Annotated in this window: 14 protein-coding genes; 12 read left to right on the top strand and 2 right to left on the bottom strand. The window is 67.7% G+C overall.

All coding sequences use genetic code 11. The annotated features are described in order from the left end of the window. The first annotated feature begins 44 nt into the window (after window positions 1–44). The 6 genes from VVD47_RS09380 to VVD47_RS09355 all read left to right on the top strand — a co-directional run bounded on the left by VVD47_RS09380 (window position 45) and on the right by VVD47_RS09355 (window position 15192). Window positions 45–9062: a T1SS-143 repeat domain-containing protein gene (locus tag VVD47_RS09380; protein ID WP_327603145.1), complete on the top strand. Its 9018-nt coding sequence runs from the start codon at window positions 45–47 to the stop codon at window positions 9060–9062. Window positions 9063–9066: 4 nt separating this feature from the next. Next, window positions 9067–11277, top strand: a complete 2211-nt coding sequence (locus tag VVD47_RS09375; protein WP_327603144.1) for an ATP-binding cassette domain-containing protein — start codon at window positions 9067–9069, stop codon at window positions 11275–11277. After that, window positions 11267–12571, top strand: a complete 1305-nt coding sequence (locus tag VVD47_RS09370; RefSeq protein ID WP_327603143.1) for an HlyD family type I secretion periplasmic adaptor subunit — start codon at window positions 11267–11269, stop codon at window positions 12569–12571. Before VVD47_RS09375 ends, VVD47_RS09370 begins: the two co-directional genes overlap by 11 nt. A gap of 73 nt (window positions 12572–12644) precedes the next feature. Then, window positions 12645–14006 carry a TolC family outer membrane protein gene (locus tag VVD47_RS09365; protein WP_327603142.1) on the top strand — a complete coding sequence of 454 codons (1362 nt, stop codon included), beginning with the start codon at window positions 12645–12647 and terminating at the stop codon, window positions 14004–14006. Window positions 14007–14014: 8 nt separating this feature from the next. After that, a complete protein-coding gene (locus VVD47_RS09360; protein WP_327603141.1) occupies window positions 14015–14653 on the top strand; it encodes an OmpA family protein in 639 nt (212 codons plus the stop codon). 11 nt (window positions 14654–14664) lie between these two features. After that, entirely contained in the window at window positions 14665–15192 is a 528-nt protein-coding gene (locus tag VVD47_RS09355; protein ID WP_327603140.1) for a hypothetical protein, read from the top strand. Window positions 15193–15305: 113 nt separating this feature from the next. On the opposite strand, the gene VVD47_RS09350 is transcribed toward VVD47_RS09355, so the two are convergent. Both VVD47_RS09350 and VVD47_RS09345 read right to left on the bottom strand, forming a co-directional pair. Continuing rightward, entirely contained in the window at window positions 15306–15578 is a 273-nt protein-coding gene (locus VVD47_RS09350; protein WP_327603139.1) for a hypothetical protein, read from the bottom strand. Between the two features lie 230 nt (window positions 15579–15808). Beyond that, window positions 15809–18187: a tetratricopeptide repeat protein gene (locus VVD47_RS09345; RefSeq protein WP_327603138.1), complete on the bottom strand. Its 2379-nt coding sequence runs from the start codon at window positions 18185–18187 to the stop codon at window positions 15809–15811. A gap of 193 nt (window positions 18188–18380) precedes the next feature. Here VVD47_RS09345 and VVD47_RS09340 point away from each other — a divergent pair, with 193 nt between their 5' ends. The 6 genes from VVD47_RS09340 (at window position 18381) to VVD47_RS09315 (ending at window position 26843) form a co-directional block, all read left to right on the top strand. Continuing rightward, on the top strand, window positions 18381–19010 hold the full coding sequence (locus tag VVD47_RS09340) for an ankyrin repeat domain-containing protein (protein WP_327603137.1): 630 nt from the start codon (window positions 18381–18383) through the stop codon (window positions 19008–19010). A 383-nt stretch (window positions 19011–19393) separates the two neighbouring features. Further along, window positions 19394–20254, top strand: a complete 861-nt coding sequence (locus tag VVD47_RS09335; RefSeq protein ID WP_327603136.1) for a sensor histidine kinase — start codon at window positions 19394–19396, stop codon at window positions 20252–20254. Next, complete coding sequence (locus VVD47_RS09330; RefSeq protein WP_327603135.1) at window positions 20251–20925, top strand: response regulator transcription factor; 675 nt, start codon at window positions 20251–20253, stop codon at window positions 20923–20925. The genes VVD47_RS09335 and VVD47_RS09330 overlap by 4 nt, the downstream gene beginning before the upstream one ends. A gap of 377 nt (window positions 20926–21302) precedes the next feature. After that, a complete protein-coding gene (locus VVD47_RS09325; RefSeq protein WP_327603134.1) occupies window positions 21303–22877 on the top strand; it encodes an arylsulfatase in 1575 nt (524 codons plus the stop codon). Between the two features lie 4 nt (window positions 22878–22881). Further along, on the top strand, window positions 22882–24360 hold the full coding sequence (locus VVD47_RS09320) for a DUF1254 domain-containing protein (protein WP_327603133.1): 1479 nt from the start codon (window positions 22882–22884) through the stop codon (window positions 24358–24360). A 128-nt stretch (window positions 24361–24488) separates the two neighbouring features. Then, window positions 24489–26843, top strand: coding sequence for an arylsulfatase (locus tag VVD47_RS09315; protein WP_327603132.1), 2355 nt, complete (start codon window positions 24489–24491; stop codon window positions 26841–26843). Window positions 26844–26927 lie beyond the last annotated feature (84 nt).

Genomic DNA, 26927 nt, shown 5'->3' with positions numbered 1-26927 from the left:
TTCTTCGTTCATTCGTCCGGGGACTGCCGCATCGAGCTTTTGCCATGACATACATTCTGGTCATCGACGGGAAGTACTGGCTGCTGCGTGACGACGGCACGCTGGTCGAGGTGGATTTGTCCACCCTCGGCATCCCGCGCGACCAGATCGTCTTCGTCGATGCAGACCGTATGAGCCAGTCCCAGGTTCCGCTGGCGAACACCTCGTCCACCAGCATCGCCACCTTCTTCGCCGGCATCACGCGGGTGGGCCCCGAGATACTGCCCGAGTCGGGCTTCCGCACCGTGGGACGCCGGGACACGGCCGACGATACCGCCATCGACAGCGGTGACGAACGCAAGATCATTCCGCCGCTGAGCCCGGATGCCGATGTCGCGGTGGACATCGATGACCGCGGCGACGGCTACATCAACATGTTCGAAGTGCCCGTCGTCGATATCTACGGGACTTCGCAGAATCTCTTCGACGACCAGAAGGTCGCCGTCACCCTGACCGATGCGCTCGGCACCAGCGTCAGCGTCACGACGCGCGTGATCGGCAACCGCTTCGTGCTGCAGGACCTCGATCTGTCGGCGCTGGCGCAGGGGCCGCTCAAGGTGGTGGCGACGGTCACCGATTTCTACGGCAACTCGATTGCCGCGAGCGACGACACGGTCGTCGATACGCTGGCGATCATCAACGACGATCTGGTGCTGAACGGCGGCACCCTGCTCAACGCGGTGGAGGTACTGGACGTCGACCTGCGGGACAGTACCGCCGAGATCGGCGCCGGCCGTACCATCGAGCTGGTGTTCCGCGACGGCATGGGCAACACGCTGGCGGTCAGCACGACACTGGCTGCCGATGGCAGCTACGAGATCGACGACATCGACCTCTCCGCGCTGGCCGACGGAAGCATCCAGATCTTTGCCGTCAGCACGGACGTACCCGGCAACGTCGCCGAGCGCACCTTCACGATCGTCAAGGACACGATTGCCCTGATCGACCTCCAGTTCGACGGGGCACCGCCTTACGGCACATCCGAAGTCGCCACCGTGACGCTGAGCGGGCAGGTGACCCAGGTGGAGGCGGGGCAGGTCGTCAGCATCGCGGTGACCGAAGGCGTGCACACCATCAACACGACGGCGATCGTGCGGGCCGATGGCAGCTACCAGACGGCGGCGCTCGACCTGCAGGGCTTCAACGACGGCAACCTGTCGGCGAGCGCGAGTGTCGTGGATGTGGCCGGCAACCCGGCCAGCACTGTCGCCAGCGCGGTGAAGGACACGCTGGCGACCATCGACATCCTGACCGACCTCGCCGCGCTGGACATCGATGCCCTGCGCACCGGCCAGAGCGTGCAGGTGCGCGGCAGCACCACCGAGGTGGAGGCCGGCCAGACGGTGACCCTGCGCTTCTCCGACAGCAACGGCAACACGGCCAGTTTCACGACGCTGGTGCAGGCGGGCGGAGGCTGGTCCACCAACGTGGCGATCACCGGCCTGTCGCCTTCCGCGTCCTGGTCGCTGCTGGCGAGCGTCAGCGACGTGGCGGGCAACCTCGCCACCGACGCGCCGCCGTCGCTCGACCGGCCGACCCAGGTCCGCCTGTCGGAGGACGCACTGGCCAGCACGCCGACCGACTCCGCCTCCAGCACGGTGACGATCACCGGCTACGACGAGCTGGTGTTCGCCGCGCAGCAGACGGAGCTGGAGAAGCTCACCGCTGGTGGCACGCCGATGATCGTCAGCGTGGCCGGCAACGGGCAGAGCCTCACCGGTAGCGTCGGCGGCGTGCTGACGCTCAGCGCGCAGATCAACGGCAACGGCACCATCACCGTCACCCTGCATGCGCCGGTGGACCAGCGCGTGCTGAGCGAGGTGGTCAACACCGGCATCCGCATCGACGCGACGCAGCTCGATGCCGACGGCACCACGGAGACGGTCACGGTGGAGGTGCCGGTGCAGATCCGCGAGGGCTCGCCCTTCGCGCATGCAGACCTGGCGGCCGTCACCGAGACCCAGACGGTGACCGGCAACGTCTTCGACAACGACCTGCAGCAGGAAGGGCCGCTGCACATCGTCAGCATCACCGTGGGCGGCATCGTGCACCTCGTGTCCGCGTCGTCCCCGACCGTCGTGAGTACCGGCGTCGGCCTGCTCACCGTCTACGCCGACGGGCGCTGGCGCTTCGATGCCGCGCGCAACCAGGACCAGTCCTCGCTTCAGATCGTCGAGTTCGACTACCGCGCACGCGACCTGGATGGCGACTTCGACAGCGCACTGGTGCGCGTCAACATCCTGGACGGCTCGCCCGGCGTCTTCCCGGCCGGTGCGATTGCCCTGGCCGAAGGCGACTACGGGGTGAGCACGCCACGCGAACAGGCCTTCACGGTGCGCGCCGGTTCGGACGATCTGCTGCCGGCGAGCATCCGCTTCGGCGACGCACAGGTCGATCTCCTCACCGCGCGCGGCTTCACCAGTTCCGGGCAGGCGCTCGCCTACAGCGTCTCGCCGGATGGCAAAACACTGAACGCCAGCGCGGGCGGCAACACGGTGTTCACCCTGGTGCTCAGCGCGCAGGCGGGCAGCGGTGGCAACCTCGACGGCAAGGTCACCCTGCGCCAGTTCCTGCCGCTGGACCACGACCTGGCCGACACCCTGGCCGTGCCGGTGGTGGCACTGGCCAGTGACATCGACGGCACGCCGGCGGCGACCAATGCCACGCTGCTCATCGGTGACGGCAACCTGCCGACGGCCAGCGCCGACGCCGCCAGCCTGGACGAGGACAACCTCGGCCCCACCACGCAGACGACCGGTGACATCGACATCGGCATTGGCAGCGACCGCGTTACCGACATCGGCTTCAGCGCCAGCGGCCAGCCTGCGCTGACCAGTGCGGGCACCGCCCTGCAGTACCAGGTGAGCCCCGATGGCCTGACCCTCACCGCACACACCGGCAACCCGGCCGACCCGGTGTTCGTCGTGGTGATCGCCGGGGAGCCGGCGACGAGTGCGGACTCCACGCGCGGCTACACGCTGACGCTGTACCGCGCCATCGACCAGCTCACCGACGGCCAGCATGTGGCGTCCATCAGCTTCAACCTGCGCTACACCGTCAGCGACCATGACGGTGACGTGGTGGTGGCCTTCCTGCCGGTGACCATCGACGACGCCTCCGCGGCGACCGGCAGCGACGTCGTGCTGCAGCTCACCGAGTTGCCCCGCGCGGCGGCACACCCCGCCGAACCCTCGTCGTCCACCGTGGACTTCGCCCTCACCGCCGGCAAGGATCCGGTGGTCGCGGCGAGCTTCGTGCTGACGGCGGGTGACGCCGTACGCGACAGCAACGGCAACGCGCTGACCCAGAACGGCCAGGCCCTCGTGTGGCAGCAGGCGGACGCCACCACCTGGCAGGCCCAGACCGCCGCGGGCAGCACCGTGCTGCGGGTGAGCCTGCCGGCCAGCATCAACATCGGTTCCGGCGCCTCCGCCAACGTCACGCTCACCGCCACCGTGCTGGGCCCGCTGGACCACACCGGCGCGGTGACCGACAACGCGGTCGTGCCGGTGGACGTGTCCTTCGCCGACAGCGACGGCAGCGTCACCCAACTCACCGCCACCATCAGCGTGCATGACGGCCGCGATCCGGCGGCCTTCCAGGCGGAATCGCTGACGGTCGTCGAGCACGACACCGTCGGTACCGGCACCAGCGCGGATGCCGGCACCGCCACCGGTGCGCGCGGCAGCGACACGCCGGTGGCGACCGGGGTGGCACTGGTGACGGCGCTCACCAGCGGCGGCAGTGCCGTCAGCCTGGCCGGCAGCGCGGACGGCAGCGGCTGGTGGATCGCGCAGGCCGGCGGGCAGGAAGTGTTCCGCCTGCGCGTCGGGCTGAACGGGCAGACCGAGTTCCGCCTCAGCGCGCCGCTGGATCACCAGCCCCCGGGCAACAACGGCAACAACAACCTGCCGATCAGTTTCGACCTTACCCTGCGCGACGCCGACGGCGATGTCTCCAACACCATCGCGCTGGTGGTGAACGTGACCGACGACGTGCCGGTCGCACGCAACCTCACCGTCGAGCTGACCGAAGGCAACAACAAGGAACTCACCAACGTGCTGGGCGAGGACCGCACCGGCGCGGATGGCGGCGAGCTGACCAAGCTGGTGTACGACGGCGTCGACTACCCGTTCAGCACCAACCCGATCGTCATACCGCTGGTGGAGGGCGGCCAGCCCTACGGCCAGATCACCGTGTACAGCGATGGCCGCGCCACCATCATCACCAACCCCTCGCTGAACAGCAGCTTCACCGACCAGATCCAGTTCGAAGTCACCGACGGCGACGGCGACATCGCGGTCAGCACCTTCACGCTGGACGTGCGCGACGAGCAGGCCGACATCAGCATCGGCCCGCTGGTCACGCCCGAGGACACGCCGCTGACGCTGACCCTGTCCGCCAACCCCGGCGACCTCGACAACGGCGAGCAGATCACCGCCATCACTTTCGACCTCGCGGCCCTGGCGGGCGGCGTGCTGACCCTCGACGGGGTGGCGCTGCCGGTGGACGGCAGTGGCAACCCGGTGCTGTCCGGCGCCAACCTCGTGTTGGTGAACCCGGCCACCGGCGAAGTCACGCCGAACGGCAGCCTGGTGTTCACGCCGCTGCTCAACTCGTCCGACCCCACCAACGATCCGCACTTCAACGTCACCGTCTCGATCAACACCAACGGTGGCCCGCGCAGCTACAGCGACAGCTTCGACGTCAGCGTGACGCCGGTGGTGGATACGCCGAGCTGGAGTTCGTCGGCCGTGTTCGCCTACGACCTGCTGGAGGATGGCACGCCCCCCGCGCTGAGCCTGCAGGCGCAGCTCGCGGACCTCGATGGCTCCGAGGCGCTCGGCTATCGCGTGCAGAACATCGAGGCGGGGCTGATCCTGCGCACCGGCGGCCGCACCCTGGTGAATGGCGACAGCCTGAGCCCGGCGGAACTGGCGGCGCTCACGGTGTCGACCACGCCCAACTACGCCGGCCGCCTGCAGTTCGACCTGCAGGCCAGCGCGACGGAAACCTCCACCGGCAGCAGCGCCACCATCACGCAGACGGTGAACTTCAACGTCGCGCCGGTGGCAGACATGCCTAGCCTCACCACGGCGAGCGTCAGTGGACTGGAGGACGCGCTGATCAACCTGCGGAGCTTCCTCACCGGATCGCTGGCCGACACCGATGGATCGGAAACCCTGCTCTTCCAGCTGACGGTGATGCCGGGCTGGCAGGTGGTGGATGCCGGTGGCATCGAAGTGGGCCTGGTCAGTCCCGGCGTGTATCGCGTCAGCCAGGCCGACGTGCAGGCCGACCAGCGCTTCCTGAAGCCGCGCGAGGACATCAGCTCGGTGACGATGAGCCTGTCCGTCGACGTCGCCGCGGTGGCCGTCGAGTCGGCGGCCGAAGGCATCGCGCCCGCGGTGCCGGAAACGCTGTCGCCGACCCAGACGGTCAGCATCAGCCTGCGCGGCGTGGTGGACGAGCCCGCGGTCGGCCCCGGGCCCGGCAACGCCTGGAGGTACGACAGCGGCACCCGCACGATCAGCGGCAGCTTCAACGAGGACAGCCTGATCCGCCTCGACTTCGTGACCGGCACCGAGGACGACGACGCGTCGGAAGTCTTCGACTTCGTCATCGGCGGTGCGCCGGCCGGCGTGCAGTTCGTCGACGGCACCGGCACGCCGGTGCAGCTCAAGGTGCTGGGCAGCTTCAACGGTACGCCCATCTACTCGCTGACCGCCGCGGAACTGGCCAACCTCTACGTCAAGCCGCCGGCGGATTTCAGCGGGAGCATCAGCTTCGAACTGCTGCAGACGAACACCGAGCCGGACGGCGACAACGACCGCTTCGACATGGTGGTGAACATCGAGGTGCTGCCGGTCGACGACACCCAGGACGGGCTGGTGGTCGACAGCACCGGCGCCGAGGACAGCGCCATCGTCCTCACGCTGAGGCCGGACCCAGCGGATATCGACGGCTCCGAGACCGTCACCGATATGTGGATCCTGCCGCCGCCTGCCGGGGTCAGCCTGCTGGTGGATGGCGTGGTTACGGCGGTGCCGCCCGGTGGCCTCCACCTGCAGCAACTGGCCAGCAACCTCGGCGTCAGCTTCGATGCGCTGCTCGACAGCGGTCGCATCGCGGTGCGCGCCCCGCAGGATTCGGACGCCGACTTCCAGGTGGCCGTGCGCTTCCAGATCACCGATACGTCGGGCACGGGCGCCACCAACGTCCATGTGGTGACCGGCAGCCTCGCCGTGGATGTCCGCGCCGTGGTGGACGACACCGCGGCGGATGGCGTCACCCGCATCCAGACGCCGCCGGGCGCGCTGGTGTCCACCGACGGTTCGCCGATCTCGCTGTCCGGGGCGGCCACCTTCGTCGAGGAGGACATCGACGGTTCGGAATACCTCGACTACATCGCGATCAACATTCCCGAGAGCGACGGCTGGTTCGTGACCCATCCCAACGGCGCCATTAACGATGGCAACGGCAACTGGCTGATCCCCGCCAACGGTCTCACCTCCGCCAGCGCAGTGGACGCCGCCGTGCAGTTGCTGGCGGGCGCGACCATCGTCAGCGACCACGCCGGCAGCGTCGACATCACCGTGTCGGCGCGGGTGCTGGATCGCAACGACGATGCCGACATCATCAGCAGCAACCTGACCATCACCTTCCAGGTGCCTGGCACGTCGGGGACGGCGACGCCGGTGTCGCCGCTGCAGGACTCGATCGCGGACGGGCAGGAGGCCAGCCCGGTCGACCTGTCCGCCCACCTCGACGCCGGTGCCGCCGGCGACGCCAACGACGTGGTGAGCTACCGCGTGGATGCCGCCGACCTGCCCTACGGTGGCGCGATTGCCGGCAGCGGCGTGATCACCGAGTACGCCGGCGACGGCACCACCGTGGTGGCCTGGGTGTTCGCCGCCAGCAGCATCGGCAGCCTGTCCATCGTCGGCCTGGACGAAGACTTCGCCGGCGCCATGAGCGTGCTGGTGCACAAGGTGTCTACCGATCCGTCCGGCGACACCATCGTCAACACCGAGAGTCTCGCCATCGAGATCGAGCCGGTGGTGGATACGGTGGATGGATTCGCCAACGACCTGCAGATCATCGAGGACGTTCCCACCGCCATCGACGTGGATCTCGCCGCCCTGCTGAACGACGACAGCACGCAGGCCAGCGAGGGGCTGGAGACGGTGATCTCCGTACGCTTCGTGTCGCTGTCCGGCGGCAGCCTGGTCGACCCGGCCGGGCTGCTGGTGGACAACGGCGATGGCACGTTCACGCTGAACGACCCCAGCCGCATCAAGGAAGTGCTGTACCGCCCGCCGCAGCACCTGAGCGGCGACAACGCGGCCAGCATCGGCATCGAGCTGACGGTGCGCGACCAGACCACCGGCATCACGCTGGGCACGCTGAGCGACACGGTGACCAGCACGGTCACCCGCACGCTGACGGTCGACATCGTGGCCGACACCGATCCCGCGCTGGTCGTCGTCAGCCGCCAGACCGGCGACGAGGACAGCGACATCGACCTCGCCGGCCTGCAGGTGGTCGACATCGATACCGACGGCTCGGAGACGCTCACCCTGTCGATGATCGGCGTGCCGGAGGGTGCCACGCTGTACTGGCGCAACGGTGGCAGCCTGCAGCCGGTGGTCAGCAACGGCCCGGACGGCCAGGGCGGCAGCATCTGGAGCTTCACCCCGGCGCAGCTGCCCGACCTGGTGCTGCGGCCACCGCTGGATTTCTCCGGCGACATCACGATGACCCTGCGTGCCACCTCGATGGAGCTGTCCACGCAGGAGGTGGTGACCAACGAACGCAGCTTCGTGGTGGAGGTGCGACCGGTTGCGGACGGTGCCGAGTTTGTCGGCACGCCCTTGTCGGTGACCGCGCAGGAAGGCTCGGTCGTCACGCTCAACGTCGGCTCGCGCGCGCTGGAGACGGTCAATGACAACGAGAACATCGTCGTGAAGGTGGTGGTGGCCCACAGCTCGGACGCGACGGCGCTGCAGGGCCTGGTGGGCATCCGAACGCCGGACGGACGCACTGGCGCCTTCATCAACACGGCGGGCGGCTATGTCGCGACCATCATCACCACGACTTCGGTGCTCGCCACCTTGGAACTGATCGGCGGCGCCAACGCCTTCGGCACGCTGGACGTGCAGATCAAGGTGGGATCGATCGACCGTGCCACGGTGGGTGGGCAGCCGGCGGTGGACATCACCGACGACGCGGACATGGCGGTCCGCAGCCTGACCATCGAATACCTGCCCGAGCCGGACGCGCCGACCCTGGACGTGGCCTGGAACAACATCCTCAGCGCGACCACGGGCGTTCCGCTCGGCCTGGGCCTCACGCCCAACAACCCGGCGCCCGGCGAGACCGGCGATGTGCGGATCAGCGGCCTGCCGTCGTCCATCACGCTGAGCGCCGGCACGCGCGCCGGCGCCGACTGGATCGTCGCCGAGGCCGACGTCGCCAACCTGTCCATCACCAACGGCGTGGCAGGCGAGAGCTACACCCTGTCGATCGAGCCGCGCTCCACGCTGAGCGGCCAGACCGTCAGTGGTGCCGCGCAGTCCATCACCGTCGACATGGCGTCCAGCCTGGGTGGCAACAACACCCTCACCGGCAGCGCGCGCGCCGAGCTGCTGATCGGTGGCGACGGCAGCGACACGCTCAGCGGCGGCCTCGGCGCCGACAGCTTCCTGTTCCGCATGGCGGACGTGGGCAGCGCGGGCGCGGCGGCCAACGACGTGGTGACCGACTTCAACCCGGCGGCGGACAATCTCGACCTCTCCGACATCGCTGCCGGCATGAGCACCGGCGCACAACTCGACACCATCATCGACCTGCAGGAGGTGGCCGGCACCACCACCTTCAGCATCGACCTGGGCGGCGGCGTGGTGCAGACCATCGAGCTCACCGGCGTGTCGCGCGACGAACTGTACGGCGGCGCAGGCTGGATCAACGATGCCGACATCCTGCAGAAGATGCTGCAGGACCACACGCTGATCACGGGCTGAGCAGATGAACGCGCCACAGCCCTTCCTGCAAGCCAGCCCGCCCGTGCAGGCGGCGGCCCGTCCGGGCGCTGCCTGGCCCGCCGTGCTGGAGCACCTGCGGCTGCACTTCAGCCTGCCGGCGCCAGCGCGTGCATCGGCGCCACGACCGGCTGCGGGTGATGCAGGTCTGGTCCAGTACGCGGAGCGCCTGGGCCTGAAGCTGCAACGCATCCAACTACACCCGGACATCAACCTGCTGCCTTGCGTGGTCGAGCGGGATGGGCGGCTCGGCATCGTCGAAGCGGTCGAAGCGCGGGGGGCGGTTGCCGAGGGTGAATTCCGCCTGCGCTGGTTCGGCGACGGCGTGCAGGCAGCGCGCGTGCCTTTCGCAGAACTCGATGGTGATGCCTGGCTGGTGACGCCGATGTCGCAGGTCGATGCGCGCAGCACCGGCCTGTTGCCGGAGCAGCCGCAACACTGGCTGCGTCGCGCGCTGGACCAGGCCCGCCCCTGGTACCGCGACCTGCTGCTGGCCTCCTTCGTGGTGAACCTGCTGGCGATGCTGGTGCCGCTGTTCACCATGAACGTCTATGACCGGGTCGTGCCCAACCAGGCCATCGACACGCTGTGGGTGATGGCCGCCGGCATCGTCATCGTGATGGTCTTCGACTGGCTGCTGCGTGACGCGCGCACGCGCATCACCGACATGGCGGGCCGGCAGATCGACGTGGATATCTCCAGCGCGCTGTACGGCAGGCTGCTGGGCATGAAGCTGGCGCAGCGGCCGCAGTCCACCGGCGCTTTCGCCAAACAGTTGCAGGACGTGGACAGCATCCGCGACTTCCTGACCTCGGCGACGCTGGTGGCGCTGGTGGACCTGCCTTTCGCCGCGCTCTTCATGGTCCTCATCGTGTGGCTGGCAGGGCCGCTGGTGGTCATTCCGCTGGTGGCGCTGGCAGTGCTGCTGCTGGCTGCCTGGCGCGCCCACCTGCGCCTGGCGCGTGCCATGGAGGAAGCCTCGCGCCTGTCTTCGCAGCGGCAGGCGCAGCTCATCGAAACCCTGCTGATGCTGCCGGAATACAAGCAGCAGAACCGCGAGGCGCAGCAGGGCGAACGCTGGCGACGGCTGGTGTCGGCGATGGCGGACCACGGCGTGCACCAGCGCCATGTCAGCACCGACCTCAGCCACCTGATGAACTTCGCGCAGTACGCGGTGACGGTGGCGCTGCTGATCGCCGGCGTGTATCGCATGAGCGAGGGCCTGCTGACCATGGGCGCGATGATCGCCATCGTCATGCTCAGCGGCCGCGCCGCGCAGTCGATGAACCAGCTCGCCATGCTGCTGCTGCGCTGGTCCCAGACCCGCTCGGCCATCACCACGCTGGACGGCATCATGGCGCTGGAGCAGGAGAACCAGGCGCACGCGTTCAGCGAGATGCGCTTTCGTGGCGGCATCCATTTGCAGGACGCCCGCTTCGCCTATCCCGGCCAGCAGCGCCCGGCGCTGGATGCGCTGTCGCTGACCCTTGCCCCCGGCGAGCGCGTCGCGGTGCTGGGGGCTTCCGGTAGCGGCAAGTCCACGCTGCTGTGCCTGCTGGCGGCGCAGTTCGACCTCCAGCAGGGCCGCCTGCTGTACGACGGCGTGGAGCGCGAGCGCTGGCCGCTGTCGCAGCTGCGCGAGGCGCTGGGCTGGCTGCCGCAGCAACCGCAGCTGTGCTGGGGCACGGTGTTGCAGAACATCACCGGCGACCGGCCGGTGGCCGACGAAGCGGCCTTGATCGCGCTGCTCGACGGCCTCGGCATGGAGCGGGTGCTCGCCAGCCTGGGCAACGGCCTGCAGTCGCCGGTGGGCGAGGGCGGCCGCGAACTGTCCGGTGGCCAGCGCCAGCTGGTCGCGCTGGCGCGCGCCATGCTGCCGCGGCCACGCTGGCTGCTGCTCGACGAGCCGGTGAGCGCGATGGACGAGGACATGCAGCGCCGCGTCGCCAGCGTGCTGCAGGCGCTGCCCGCGGACCGCGGCTTCGTCATCGCCACCCATCGGCCGGAACTGCTGGCCTGCTGCCAGCGCGTGCTGGTGCTGGAGCAGGGCAAGCTGGTGCTCGACCAGCCGCGCGAGCAGTTCCTCGCGCAGCAATTGGCCAACCAGCAGGCCGCGCAGGCAGGGCGACAACGACGCGTGGTGATCCGCGCGGCCGAGGACTCCACGAAACCAATGGAGCGCGGCCATGGCGGCTGACTATCTGCAACAGTTGCAGCGCGCCTGGCGCGCGCGCCAGGTGGTGTGGCTGGTCTCCGCCCTGGTGGTGTGCGGGCTGGTGTGGGCCGCGCTGGCGCGCGTGGACGAGGTGGTGATCGGCGAAGGCAAGCTGGTGCCTCCGTCGTCGGTGCAGAAGGTGCAGGGCCTGGACGGCGGCATCCTGCGCGCGCTGCATGTGCGCGAGGGCGACCGTGTCAGCGTCGGGCAACTGCTGGTCACCCTGGACGAAACCCGCGCGCGCGCCGGCCATGCCGAATCGCTGGCGGAACAGGACTCGCTGCAGGCCATGCGCCGCCGCCTGGTGGCGGAGCTGGGCGCCATCGCCGGCGGCAATGTGGCGAGCACGCGGCCGGAGCTGCCGGCCGCCGAGATGGCCACCTTCCAGGCCGACATGGCGGAGCTGTCGCAGCGCGCCGACAAGGCCGGCGAGAACGTGGTGCAGCAACAGCGCGAGCTGGCCGAGAGCGAGAAGAACATCCAGACCCTGCAGGACTCGCTGAGCCTGCTCGACGAAGAGCTGCGCCTCACCAGCGGTGCGGTGAGCAGTGGCGCGCTGGGCGCGGCCGAGTTGCGCAAGATCGAACGCGAGCGGGTGCGCGTGGCCGGCCAGGTGGCGGCGGAGAAGATCAAGGCCAGCAAGCTGCAGTCGGCCGTGGTGGAAAGCCGGCAGGCGCAGCGACTGGTGTTCGACGAGTTCCGCCGCGATGCGCAGAACAAGCTGGCCGAGGCCGAGGCGAAGCTGGCGCGCGTGGAGCAGGTGACCGTCGGCCACGCCAGCCAGCTGGAACAGACGCGCCTGATGGCGTCCATGGCCGGCACGGTGAAGTCCATCGCGCTGCCCTCCATCGGCGGGGTGGTGCGTCCCGGCGAGACCATCATGGAGATCGTGCCGAGCAGCGACGCGCTGCTGCTGGAGTCGCGCATCGCGCCGAAGGATGTCGGCCGCCTGCGCATCGGCCAGTCGGCCATCGTGAAGTTCAGCGCCTACGACTTCGTCATCTTCGGTGGCCTGCGCGGTCGCCTGGTGCACCTGTCGCCCGACGCGCTGGTGGACGAGAAGGGCAACTCCTACTTCCTCGCTCATGTCAGCGCCGAGGCGGACGAGCTCGACAGCCGTCCGCGCACGGCAGGCCAGCCGGTCACATGGCGCGAGCGTCCGCTGATACCCGGCATGCAGGCGCAGATCGACATCCTCGCCGGCAAGCGCAGCGTGCTGGACTACTGGCTCAAGCCGCTGCTGCGCGCACGCGCCAACGCCATGCGCGAGCCTTGACGTTGTGCCCATTCGTGAAGAACCCACTCGTCATGACCCGTTCCCAGGATTCAAGTTGCGAAAGGATCGCCAAGTGAGGCAAGCAAGAACCCTCCTGCTGGCCGTGGCGCTGGCGCTTCCCGGTGCCGGCCACGGCATGACCCTGGAAGAGGCCTTCGCCGCCGCGGTGGACCGCAGTCCGGAGCTGCGCCGGCAGTACGCGCGCTACCAGTCGATGCGCGAGATGCGCAACGAAGCCCGTTCCAACTACTACCCGCAACTCGGCCTGCGCGGCGCCGTCGGGCCGGAGTACACGAAGTACCGCTCTGGCCAGTACGTCGGCGAGAACTACACGCGCGACAACCTCAGCCTGTTCGTGCGCCAGATGCTGTTCAACGGCTTCGAGACGCCGGCCAACAGCCAGCGCCTGTCGGAAGAGGCCGAGGCCGAACGCCTGCAGCTCAAGGCCTCCGCCGAGAACCTCGCACTGCAGGTGTGCGAGACCTACCTGGACGCGCGCCAGGCCCAGGAGCTGGTGCGCCTGGCCGAGAAGCACGTGCAGGATCACCTGTCCGTGCTGGAAGACGTGAAGGGCCTGGTGCGCACCGGCCATGCCAGCGAGACCGACGTCGCCCAGGCCAGCGCGCGCCTGGCCAATGCCCGTGCCTCGCTGGTGTCGGCGCAGAACGATGCGCGCGACAACGACGCACGCTTCCTGCGCTTGGTCGGCGCGTCGCCTGCGCAGCTCGTCGACCCGGTGCCGGACCTGGCCCTGCTGCCCGACAGCGTCGACACCGCCATGCAGTGGGCGCGCGATAACCACCCGCAACTGCAGTCGGCCGCCGCCGACGTGCGTGCCGCCGCGCAGGAAGTGCGCGCCAGCCGCTCCGGCTACTTTCCGCGCGTCAGCGTCGAGGGCTCCGCCAACCGCGGCCACAACATCGGCGGGTTGGAAGGGCGGGAGGAGGACTACCGCATCATGCTGGTGCTGGAGTACGACTTGTTCAACGGCTGGCGCGACGTGTCGCGCGAGCGCGCGTCGAGCTGGCGCCACGGCGAGGCGAAGGAGATCCAGCGCAACGCGGAGGACCAGTTGATGGAGGGCACGCGCTTCTCGTGGAATGCGTGGAAGAGCCTCAACGAGCAGGAGCAGATCCAGCGCGCGGCGGTGGACGCCTCCACCCTGTCGGAGAGTGGCTACATCACGCAGTTCAAGCTCGGCCGTCGCTCGCTGCTGGACCTGCTCAACGCCAAGGCCGAGGTCTTCCTGGCTCGGCGCAACTACCTGAGCGCGCACTACGACAGGGTGCAGGCGGCCTACCGCCTGTTCAACGCCACCGGGCGCCTCGGCTACGGCCTGCGCGTGCCGTATCCGCAGGAGTGGGAGGCGGATGCGAAGGCGGGCGATCCGGATGCTGCCAGGCCTGCCGAGGCCACGGCCGGAGGTGTGAAATGAGCAGACCCATGAATGGACCAAAGAGCGGACCGATGAACGAGCGGACGAGCAGCCTGCGTCCGTGGCTGTGCCTGCTCGGCTGCCTGCTCGCGATGGCCGGTTGCAGCTCGCCGGAGACGAGGTCCTACGTGACGAAGGCTGCCTACGACCTGCGCGATGCCGACAGCGACGGCGTCATCAACGTGCGCGACAGTTGCGCCGCCACGCCCGGCGCCGCGGTCATCGACCGGCAGGGCTGCGCGCAGTGGCAGCGCGTGGAACGCCAGCGCGATTTCGTCTTCGAGTTCGCGATGAACCGCGACGTGCTGCTGCCCGAGCACCAGCCCGCGCTGGATGCGGCGGTCCGCCTCGCCGGCCGCTATCCGCAGGCGCGCATCGGACTGGTGGGCGACACCAGTCCGGAAGGATCGGACGCCTACAACCATGCGCTGGGCCTGCGGCGCGCGCAGGCGGTGACGAATGCGCTGGTGTCGCGCGGTGTCGATCCGTCGCGCATCGCGGCCTTCGTCTACGACGACACGCCGATGCAGGCACTGCTCAAGCAGCGGGCCCGCCGCACCATCGTGCGCCTGCAGTACGTCGAGGAAGGCCCCGCGCCGGCCTGGACGATCTACAGCGTCGAAGCCGCGCGCGACGCGCAACCCTGACGGAGGCCCGCATGCAGAAACAGCTCATCACCGCCTTGTTGGCCGCCAGTGCCCTCACGGCTGCGCCGACAGGCATCGCGCAACAGCCCGGCCCCCTGCCGGTGGGCGACACCACCGCCGCGCCGCTGGCACAGGTCCTGGGCGAGGCGGGCGTTCCGCTCGCGGCGACCATTCCACCGGCGCCGGAGACCGGCTTCGTGATGCTGAGTCGCGGGCCGTGGCAGGACGCCGGCATGGCGGCCTACCGCCAGCGCTTCAACACGCCGCCGCTGGTGCTGCCGCTCACTCACACGGCCACTTCGTCGGGCGACGCCATCCTGACTGGCGACGCGGCGGGCGTGTACTACCTCTACGTGCGCCAGCCCGCCGACAAGGCTGCGCAGGACGAACAGCGCCAGCGCCTGCGTGCCCTGCTGAGCAACGACAACCAGCAGCGGCTGCTGGCCCAGCGCTACGAGCGTCTGCCGCCGTCGTACGAGAAGCTGTGGGACGTTCGCCTGGGTGTCATTCCACCGGCATTTCCCGGCGGGGACTACTGAGCTGCTGGGGCAGCCGCCATCATCGGCTGCCGCCAGAATGCAAAAACCCGGCTCGTGCCGGGCTTTTGCGGTGGAAGCCGTGGCGGCTTCCGGCGCTATTGCAGCAGGAACGATCAGTCGGTGTCCTGGGCCGTGATGCCGCTGTTCACCACCTTGCCGGCGGAGTCCAGCTCGACCACGAAGTAGGCATTGTTCTGGCCTGCCGGGGGCTTCGCGGCATAGACGAGCGCCGAGTTGCCGGGCCGCGCCTTCACCTTCCGTTCGTTGATCGGCTTGCCCAGGGACTTGACCACCTGATCCTTGGTCTGGCCCGCGCTGACAGTCTTCGCCTGCGCTTCGGTGATCTCCTTCATCTGCTGTGCCATCGTCATCGGGGACAGAATCATGCAGGTACCGACCAATACTCCTGCAAGTGCGTGCCTGGCTTTCATCTTGATCATCTGAATACCTCCGCTGAAGAGATTCCACGCAGTCGAACATGACTGCCACGTAGGTATAGCAAAGCGCAGCGGTAATGCCATGGGAATCAATGTTGACAGCATGCCACTGGACGAAGCTGCGGCTTCGGGCGCCATGGCAGGCGTCGATACGGAGAGGTCAGGGCGATTGCATGCCACTATCGGCGCCCGCCTGCTTCCCGCGCGATTGCTGCGCGTGCCTGCGCCACCTCGCTGTCGCCTGGCCGCTGCTTCAACTGTGCATCGAGGATCGCCAGGGCCTCGCGGCTGCGGCCGGCGGAGTGCAATGCCACGGCATACACGTAGCTGTAGCGCGGCGTGGCGTCGCGTGCACGGGTGGCTGCCGCCAGTTCGGGCAGGGCTTCCTTCAGGCGTTGCTGGCGGACCAGCGAGAGGCCCAGGCTGTGATGCAGGGCGGCGGCGTCCGGGGCATGTTTCAGCCCTTCGCGCAGCGCGGCTTCCGCATCGGCTTCGCGGTTCAACCTGCGCAGCAGGTCGGCGAGGTTGGCCCATGCCGGCACGAATGTGGGCTCCTTGGTGGCGATCTGCCGCAGCGTGGATTCCGCCTGCGCGGGCTGGCCGCGGCGAAGCTGGATGCCGGCAATGGCCACCACCGATTCGGCCTGGTCGGCATTGAGGCGATGCGAGGCTTCCAGTTCATCGGTGGCACGCGTCAGTGCGTCGCGGTCGGCAGTGGTCAGCGTGGCAGGATCGGTGTCGCCCAGCACGCGTGCGGCTTCGATGCGCACCATGCGGCGCGGGTCGCGCAGCAGCGGCGCGGCCAGCGGCAGGCGCTGTTCCGGTGGCAGGGCTTCCAGCGCACCGAGGCTGGCGTGACGCACCATCGCGTCGACATCGCCCAGGCCCTTCTGTACGGCGGCCAGCATGTCGTCGGACGGATGGGCGCCGAGTCGTTCGATGGCGGCCGCGCGGGTGATGCCGGGGCGTGCCGGATCGCTGGCGATCGCCAGCAGCTGCGCCGCCGGCGCCATGCCGCCGTGCTCGGCGGCGTGGAAGGCCGCAGCGAGCTCGAAGGGGGCCGCGGGCCGCTCCTTGCCGAACCACTTCTCCACGGCGGCCGCTGCCCATTGCGCGGGCTTGCCGGTGTGGCACTGGTTGCAGGCGTTCGGCGTTCCGAAGGCGACGCTGATGTCCGGGCGAGGCGGGCGGAAGCTGTGGTCGCGGCGCGGGTCGTTCACCATGTAGCTGGTCTGCGGCATGTGGCAGTCCACGCATTGCGTACCGGGCGAGCCGGCCTTGACGCTGGCATGACGGTGATGGTCCGGCGTGTCGAATTTCGCGGGCAGGTGGCACTGCGCGCACAGCGCATTGCCCTCGGCCTTCGGCTTGCCGGTGTGCGGGTTGTGGCAGTCGGAGCAGGTGACGCCGGCCGCGTTCATCCTGCTCTGCAGGAAGGAGCCCCAGATGTACACCTCGTCGCGCTGCTGGCCGTCGACGTGGTACAGCGGGAACAGCGGAAGCGAGGGCAGGTAGTGGTCGGTGAAGGGCTGGCCGGGCCGGTAGCCTTCGGCAAGCTGCGCGCGGCGGGCGTGGCATTGCGCGCACATGTCGGTCTCGACGTGGCTGCTGCGCGGCACGGTGCGTTTCGCGATGCCGGTCTGCAGGTCCATGGCCCAGCCGGCGCCGCGGCGCTCGTGATAGTTCACCACCAGTCCGGCCGTCTTGTCGGCGCTACGCTCGCGCTCGTTTTTTCCGGCCCAGCCGATGTGGGCCGAGGCGGGGCCGTGGCAGGCCTCGCAACCGACGGTGAGCTCGCTCCACTTTGTGTCGAAGCGGTCCGTGCTAGCGTCATATCCCTTGCGCACGTCGGTGGAGTGGCAGTCGGCACACATGTGGTTCCAGTTTTGCCGGCGCTTCGTCCAGTGCAGCTCGTCCTTGAAGTCCACGCGCTCCTGCGGGTACAGGTGGAACCAGCGCTGGCCGCCGTCCTTCGCGGCGCGCGTATCCCAGGCGATCGACAGGGCCTGCAGGCGGCCGTCCGGGAATTCGATCAGGTACTGCTGCAGCGGCGACACGCCGTAGGTGTACTTCACCGCGTACTCGGCCAGCTTGCCGTCGGGCCCGTCGGTGGTGACGTAGTACTTGCCGTCGCGTTGCGTGAAGCGGCTCTCGACGCCGGCGTAGCGGAAGCGCGCGTCGGCGAAGTTGCCCAGTACCGTCTGCGCGTCCGCGTGCTGCATCGCCTGCTTGTGCTGCGACGTCTCCCAGGCGGCGGACTCGGCTTGGTGGCAACTGCTGCATTGCGCGCTGCCGACGTACTGCGCGGCAGCCGTCGCCGTGACTGCGGCTGTCCGTGTGGCGGGCGTGGAGGAGGAGGGTGCGGGTGGGGAGGCCGTGGATGCCTGCCACCACCAGGCGCCGATGCCGGCGATGAACAGCAGCGCGACGATCGCCCAGGGCAGCCAGCGTTGCAGCGGAAGCTGTGTGGCCGACGCCTCGGGAGGTTCTACCTGCCGGGCTGCTGGAGCGCGCTGGCCTGTCGCATCGTTCTTCTTGCCACGCTTGCGTGTCGCCACGACGAGATTGCCCGGGAGTGATCAGTTCGGGCGATCATAGCGCGGCATGTTGAATTGAACATACATGCCGTATCGATCATCGGGAGGCTATATGTTTGCGTGGTGTGCGTGGGTGTGTGCAGGGGTACGTGCAAGGACGCGTGCGAGGTTGCGTACCAGGACGGCAAGCCGTATTGCAACGGCCATCATCTCCGTGTGCGGGGCACTGAGCGCAACCGCCGGGCCGCGCGAGGATGCAGAGCTGCTGGCGGCGGCCGAGGCCGGCAGCGTGCCCGCCATCGCACGCGCGCTGGAGAACGGTGCGGCCATCGACGCCGTGGACGATCGCGGCAACACGCCGGTGATGCGTGCGACGCTGGCCGGCAGGGTCGATGCCGTGAAGCGCCTGGTGGCGGACGGCGCGGACGTGAACCGCCGCAACGCGATGTCGGACAACCCCTTCCTGTACGCCGGCGCCGAGGGGTTGCTGGACATCCTGCGGGTCGTAGCGCCGAAGGCCGACCCGACCCTGCTGAACCGCTACGGCGGCACGCCGCTGATTCCTGCTTCCGAGCACGGGCACGTCGAGGTGGTCCGCTACCTGCTGGAGCGCACGCGGGTTAACGTGAATCACGTGAACAACCTGGGCTGGACGGCATTGATGGAATGCATCGTGCTGTCCGACGGCGGCCCGCGCCAGCAGCAGGTGCTGCAGCTCCTGCTGCAGCACGGCGCCGACCCCGGCATTCCCGACCGCGATGGCGTCTCTGCGCTCAGGCACGCGGAGCAGCGTGGTCAGACCGCCATGGCGAAGCTGCTGCGTGCAGCCGGCGCGAAGCCCTGACGTCTTTCTGATCGGAATGCGTGCAGACGGGTAGGTCCATCTGTTCGCTCTGCGCGCCCGCGCGTTGGCGTTTCTGGTGTTTCCGGTCTTCTACCGGTCCACACGACGGAACTTGACCCTCTCACTCGCATGGTCTTGCCGTGGCCAGCCTCTGCCCTTTGGGGCATGACAACACGGTGCAGCCTGCCTGATTGTGGAAAACCTATTCGGAATATCTTGAAAACGTCGCATTCATGTTGGATAGTGAATATCTGCTTCGACAAACATAAGAACGTACAACCTGAAGCGTCGTCTGGGGGAAGTCATGTACGTGCCGGAATCTTCTGTGTTGTCGGTAGCGCGGCGTGTTGCAACACCTCTTTGACGGTCACGCCGGGTCGCTGATGATTTCCCTCGCGGCCTGCTGCGCCTTCTGCGTGCTGTGGCTGGACGAACGCCGTCGCCGCAAAGCCGCGGAGCGACTCGCCGCCCTGCGCCGGGCAGACCTGGCCCACACCACCCGCCTGGCCGTGGTGGGCGAGCTGACCGGCTCCATCGCCCACGAGATCAACCAGCCGCTGGGTGCCATCCTCAGCAATGCCGAGGCGGCGGACCTGCTGCTGCAGCAATCCCCACCGCAGATCGACGACGTCCGCTGCATCCTGGCCGACATCCGCGCCGACGACCTGCGCGCCAGCAAGATCGTGAAGCAGATCCGCAGCCTGCTCGCCAAGGCGGAGCAGGAGATGCTGCCGGTGTCCCTCAACGACCTCGTCACCAGCACCCTGCAGCTCTCGCAAGGTGCCCTGCGCCGCAACGAGGTGCGCATCGTCACCCGGCTGTCGCCCGATTGCGTGCCGGTGCTGGGCGACCGCACCCAGTTGCAGCAGGTGCTGATGAACCTGCTGCTCAACGCCATGGATGCCATGGCCCAGGTGCCGGCCGCACAACGCGAACTGGTCATCACCACCCGGCTGGAAGGGGGCGACATGGCCTGCGACGTGATGGATCGCGGCGTGGGGCTGAACGACGACGACCGCCACCGGCTGTTCGAGTCCTTCTACACCACCAAGCCGGACGGCCTCGGCCTTGGACTCACCATCAGCCGCAGCATCATGGACCGGCACCAGGGGCGCATCAGCCTCGCGCGCCGTGAAGGTGGCGGCACCAGCGCCAGTTTCGCCATACAGATTGCGGAGCCGCTCCCCGTGCCCGCCATGAAACGCCCCGAGAATCTCGCCATTGCAGAGGAGGCCGCATCATGAACCAGACCGCCCCGACCATCGATGCAGCCGTTCCCGCCGCGAACGCCGGCAAGCCAGCGCGGGTCGTGGTGCGGGTCGTCGACGACGACCCTTCGTTCCGCACCGCCATCCAGCGCCTGCTGCGCAGCGCCGGCTTCGAGGTAAGCACCTACGCCTCGGTTGCAGAGGTGCTGCTGGACGCACAGCAGACGCCGGGCTGCTTCCTGCTGGACATGGACCTTCCCGACGCCAGCGGGCTGGAGCTGCAGCGTGCGCTGTCCCACTGGCAGGACCCGCCGCCGGTGGTCTTCCTGTCGGGTATGAGCGATGTGCCCTCGACCGCCACTGCGATGAAGGCCGGCGCGTTCGACTTCCTCGCCAAACCGGTGGAAGGCAGCGTGCTGACCGGCGTCATCGAGGCCGCCCTGGTGCGCGACAGCGAGCTGCGTAGCCGGCGCCAGTCCTGGCTGCAACTGCAGGCCCGCTACGCCCAGCTCAGCGATCGCGAGCGCGACGTCATGCGCATGGTGGTGGAAGGTGTCCTGAATCGGGACATCGCCGAAGCGCTCGACATGGCCGAGCGCACCGTCAAGGCCCATCGCGCGCAGGTCATGGACAAGATGGGGGCGCACACGCTGCCCGACCTGGTCCGCATGGCCGAGCGCCTGGGCAGGCCGGACTACTACCAGTAGGAGTAGGTCTACCGGGCAGGCCTCCCCGGCCGGCGCCACACGGTGGTGCCGGCCCCGCCGCAACGCTGGCCTCGCGCGCCGCCCGGGCGCCGCGACGGGCCGCCACCGCAAGCGTCCGGCCGTGTCCCGGACGTCTCCCGCCCCCGCGCCCTTGCACCAAAGTGCAAGCGGCTCAGCACCAAAGGACGATGCGCTCGCACGCCTGATGGCGCGATTCTCCCGCTGCATCCCCGTACCACCTCCTGGTACGGCAACGCGCCGGGACACGCCATGAACGCCAACGCCAGCTTCGCTCCGACCATGCGCTTCGCCAGCCCCGTTCCGCGGCTGCGCGCCTTGCGCATCGCCGGCTTTCCGGCACGCCTCCCGATCCAGCGATGAAGGCGACCTCTGCCTTCCAGCCACCACAAGGTTTCATCATGCTCATCCTGAGAAATGTCCTGCTGGGTCTCTGCCTGTGCATGGCCGCCCTGGGCCCGGCGCGGGCCGCAGACAAACCCAACATCGTGGTCATCATGGTCGACGACATGGCGCCCATGGACCTGTCGGCCTACAACCGCGGCCTTGGTGCCGTCACCACACCCAACATCGATCGTCTCGCCAAGGAAGGGCTGATGATCTCCGACTACTACGCGCAGCCCAGTTGCACGGCAGGGCGCGCGGCATTCATCACCGGGCAGTACCCCGTGCGCACCGGCCTGACGGCGGTCGGGCAGCCCGGCGCCAGGGTCGGCATACAGGACAGCGACGTCACCCTGGCCCAGCTGCTCAAGGCGGAGGGGTACGCGACGGGGATGTTCGGCAAGTCGCACATCGGTGACCGCAACGAGTACCTGCCGACCGTGCACGGCTTCGACGAGTTCTTCGGCTTTCTCTACCACCTGAACATCATGGAGGTAGCCGAGATGACCAACTTCCCGAAGGACCCGAAGTTTCCCGGCATTCCCCGCAACGTTATCCATGCTGTCGCCACCGGCACGGATGACGCCACGGACGAGCCGCGCTGGGGCCGCGTCGGCAGGCAGAAGATCACCGACGAAGGGCCGCTCACCATCGAGCGCATGAAGACCATCGACGACACCTTCACCGACAAGTCGATCGACTGGGTCAGGAAGCAGAAGGCGGCCAACAAGCCCTTCTTCCTGTGGTTCACCCCGTCGCGGATGCACCAGAAGATCCACGTCAGCAACCAGTGGCTGGGCAAGAGCGGCCACACCGAGTACGCGGACGCCCTGCTGCAGCTCGACTCGCTGGTGGGAAAGCTGCTGAACACCATCGACCAGGAGGGCCTGAGCAAGAACACCATCGTGCTGTTTACCTCCGACAACGGGGTGAACCTCTCGCACTGGCCGGACGGCGGTGCCGCGTCGTTCCGCGGCGAGAAAGGACTCACCTGGGATGGCGGCTTCCGCGTGCCGATGCTCGTCCGCTGGCCGGACCACATCAAGCCCGACACCTGGACGGGTGAGTTCATGACGTCCGAAGACTGGCTGCCGACCCTGATGGCTGCGGTGGGCAAACCGGACGTGAAGGCCCAGTTGCTGAAGGGCCTCAACGTCGGCGGAAAGACCTTCAGGAACCACCTCGACGGCTACAACCAGCTCGACATGCTGACCAGGGCCGATGGCAAGTCGAAGCGGCAGGAGTTCTTCTACTTCGCCGAGACCAACCTGAACGCGGTACGCGTCGGCCACTGGAAGATCCACACCGCCGTCAAGGACAAGTGGATGGAGGCCGCCAAGCCGATCCCTGGTGGCCTGGTGATCGACATCAAGCTCGATCCCTACGAACGCTCACCCGAGGCCGGCGACCACTTCCGCTGGCAACAGCAGCGCAGCTGGATCATTCCGATCATCGCGCCGCATCTCGAAGCCTTCGAGAAGAGCATGAAGGACTACCCGCCGTCACAGAAAGGCGCTGCCGGCATCGGCATGGCGTCCATGGAGAACTGAGCTCATGAAACGCAGGACATTCATCGCGGCCGCCAGCGCAGTGGCTGGAACACCACTGCTTGGCCTGCTGGGGTCCGGCCCGGCGTTTGCGCAGGCCGGTGGAGAGCCTTTGGGGGGCCGGCCTCCTGCTGGCGCGGCCCCGTCCATCAAGGACTTCGACTACCAGATCAAGTACCAGCGCGCGTTCGAGGCCGTGCTGTGGAACATGCCGGCCATCGCCATCTACAGCTTCCGCCGTGCGGCGTTCGACGACCTGGGAATGAAGGACAACGACATCATCACCTACTCGCAGACGGCCACGCCGAAGCTGGAGGCCATCACGGCCAACAGCTCCACGCCCTACATCGGCGCGTACACCGACTTGCGCAAAGGGCCGGTGGTGCTGGAGGTTCCTCCCGCGGGCGCTGACGGCAGCCTGTACGGACAGGTCGTCGATGCCTGGCAACTCACGATTGCCGACGTCGGGCCAGCCGGTCTCGACAAGGGCAAGGGCGGCAAGTACCTGTTCACACCACCGGGCTTCAAGGGAAAGGTCCCGGCCGGATACCTGCACGTCGCGTCGCCGAGCTTCCGCATCGCACTTGCCTTCCGCTCCGTGCGAGCGCAGGGAAAGTCCATCGAGGATGCCTTCCACTATGCGCAGAAGTTGCGCATGTACTACCTGTCGGAAGCGAAGATCCCGCCGAAGCAGAAGTTCGTGGACCCTTCCGACCAGCGCTATCCGACCTTGCCCTTCTACGACGAGCGCCACTTCCAGGACATGCACGCCATCATGAGCGTGGAGCCTGTCCGGAAGCAGGACAAGGTCATGATGGGCATGCTCAAGTCCATCGGCATCGAGAAGGGCAAGCCGTTCGCGCCCGACGAGACCGCGAAGCGCGCCATGCGCCAGGCGGTCGTCGATGCCTGGTACTACATGCACTGGTGGTTCGACACAGAGATGGTCAAGCGCGTCTACTGGCCGGACCGCCACTACGTCTCCCTGCTGCAGACCGACGCGAACCGCAGGTTCACCTTCGTCTACGACAACGCCATCGACATCACCGAGCGCGCCGCCGAGTACTTCTGGTGCACCTACATGCCCAAGGTGCTCAGCGACACGCCGGCCACGCAGTACATGATGGCGCTGGCCGACAAGGACGGAAAACTGCTGGAGGCGGGCAAGACCTACAGGCTCGACGTGCCGGCGAACATGCCCGTCAAGCAGTTCTGGGCCTTGACCGTCTATGACCGCATGACCATGGGCTTCATCTACAGCGACAGCAACCGCACCACGCTGTCCTCCTACGACGTCGACAAGATGAAGAAGAACGCGGATGGCGGCGTGACCCTCTACGTCGGTCCCAAGGCGCCGGCCGGGCTGGAGAACAACTGGATACCGACCTCCGGCAAGCGCCCGATGCCGGCCATGCGCTTCTACGGCCCGACGGATGCCATGAACAACAAGAGCTTCAAGCTCGCCGATTTCGAGCTCGTGGGCTGACGCGCGACACGGCGACAGCACGCATGCAACAGATGGATCGAAACCCGCACAGGAGTCAGGAAATGTCACCAGGTACTACCACCGGATCGCTCACGAGCGCCTCGGGCGCATGGCGCACGAAACTGCATTTGCTCAACAGGCGCTTGCTGGCCCTGGCAGCGTTGGTCCTGCCGGTGTGTTCCGTCTCGGCGCAGAGCGTCACGCCGCCGCCACGCGGCCAGGCTGTATTGCCGTACGCCGAACAGAAGTACCAGGGCAACGTCGGCACCTCCTACCTCGATTCCGATCCGGCGCAGTTTCCGGTGCCGCGAAAGGCTCCCGCCGGAGCGCCCAACGTGTTGCTGATCCTGCTCGACGACGCAGGCTTCGGCCAGTTCTCGGTGGCTGGTGGCGGTGTGCCTTCTCCGAAGCTGGATCAACTCGCCAGGGACGGGCTGTTCTTCAACCGCTTCCACACCACCGCGGTGTGCTCGCCCTCGCGTGCCGCCTTGCTCACCGGCCGCAACCATCACGTGGCAGGCACCGGCAACATCACCGAGGTTGCGACCGGCTACGACGGCTATACCGGCATCATTCCGAAAGACACCGCGACCGTGGCCGAGATGCTCAGGCAGAACGGCTACATCACCGCCTGGGTCGGCAAGAACCACAACACCCCCATCTACGAGACGAGCCCCATGGGCCCCTTCGACCACTGGCCGAACGGACTGGGATTCGACTTCTTCTACGGGTTCATGGCGGGTGACACCAATCAGTTGCGTCCCTACCTCTACCAGAACCAGACGCCGCTCGGAACGCCGACCGCCAAGGACTATTACCTGAGCGTCGATCTCGCCGACCGTGCGCTCGACTGGCTCAAGACCACCGCAGCAATCCAGCCCGACAAGCCCTGGTTCATGTACTACGCGCCGGCTGCGACGCATGCCCCGCACCAGGCCCCCAAGGAGCTGATCGACAAGTTCAAGGGTCAGTTCGACCAGGGCTGGGATGTCTACCGCCAGCAGACCTTCGATCGCCAGAAAGCCAAGGGCGTGATTCCCAAAAACGCCGTGCTGACGCCGCGTCCAGCCAGTCTGCCTGCATGGAACTCCCTGAACGCCAGCCAGAAGCGGCTCTATTCGCGAATGATGGAAGTGTTCGCTGCCTACGGTTACCACGTGGACCAGGAGGTGGGACGCGTGCTGGACTACGTGGCCTCCACGCCGGATGCCGACAACACCCTGGTCATCTACATCGCGGGTGACAACGGTGCCTCGGCCGAAGGTGGCATGGACGGCACGCTGAACGAGAATGCCTTCTTCAATACCTACCAGATGACCTACAAGGAGATGCTGGGTCGCATCGACGAGATCGGCACCGAAAGGCACTTCAACCATTTCCCTGCAGGCTGGGCGCACGCCATGAACACCCCGTTCCAGTGGACCAAGCAGGTGGCCAGCCACCTCGGCGGCACGCGCAATCCGATGGTCGTGAAGTGGCCCGCACGCATCAAGAAGGGCGAACAGTTGAGGACGCAATTCACGCATCTCATCGACGTGGCACCGACCATCCTCGCCGCGGCAGGCGTGGAGGAGCCGCGCAGCGTGAACGGCACGGAGCAGACCCCCATCCAGGGGCGCAGCATGCTGGCTGCATTCGACGACGCCAAGGCTCCCGAACTGCGTACCAGCCAGTACTTCGAGCTCTTCGTGAACCGTGGCATGTACAAGGACGGCTGGTGGGCAGCGTCGCTGGCCTTCGAACCCTGGCAGGCCGAGCGCGGCAAGTTCGATCCGCTGACCGCCAAGTGGGAGTTGTACAACCTCAACGAGGACTTCAGCCAGTCGAAGGACCTCGCCAAACAGAACCCGGAAAAGCTGGCCGAGCTGACGTCCCTGTGGTGGGCGCAGGCCTCTGCCAACAAGGCCTTGCCGCTGGACTGGCGGGGTGCCGAACGCTTCAGCTCGGAGTTCACGGGCAAGCCCAACCTGGCGGCGGGGCGCACCCGCTATGTGTACCCGGGCCCGCTGGCCGGTCTGCCGGAGGCGTCTGCGCCTGACCTGAAGAACAAGTCTTTCTCGGTGACCGCCAGGGTGAAGGTGGACGCCAATGCCAACGGCGTGATCTTCACGCAGGGCGGCAATACCGGGGGCTGGGCCTTCTACCTCAAGGACGGCAAGCTGGCGGCCGCGCACAACTTCCTCGATGTCGAGAACTACGGGGTGACCAGCCAGGAGTCCGTGCCCGCCGGCGAGCGCGTGCTCAGGATGGAGTTTGCGTACGAGGGCGGAAAGGACTTCGGCAAAGGTGGCACGCTCAAGCTCTTGCTCGACGGCAAGACCGTCGCCTCGCGGAAGATCGACAGGACGTCACCGTTCAAGTACTCGCTGTCCGAGAACCAGGACATCGGCTCGGACACCGGCACGCCCGTGACCTACGACTACATCCCTCCCTTCACGTTCAAGGGCACCCTCAGCGAAGTGGTCGTCGAACTGAACAAGTAAGAGGCTGCTGCGAAACCAGTCCTGGCTCACCGGACCGGTTCCGCAGCGACGCCCGGCAGGCTGAACGAAGCCCGTCGCGAACCA

The sequence above is a fragment of the Uliginosibacterium sp. H1 genome, from assembly GCF_036017065.1.
GTDB lineage: Bacteria > Pseudomonadota > Gammaproteobacteria > Burkholderiales > Rhodocyclaceae > Uliginosibacterium.
The sequence above is the reverse complement of the archived record's forward strand: the minus strand, read 5'-3'. Positions and strand labels throughout refer to the sequence as shown.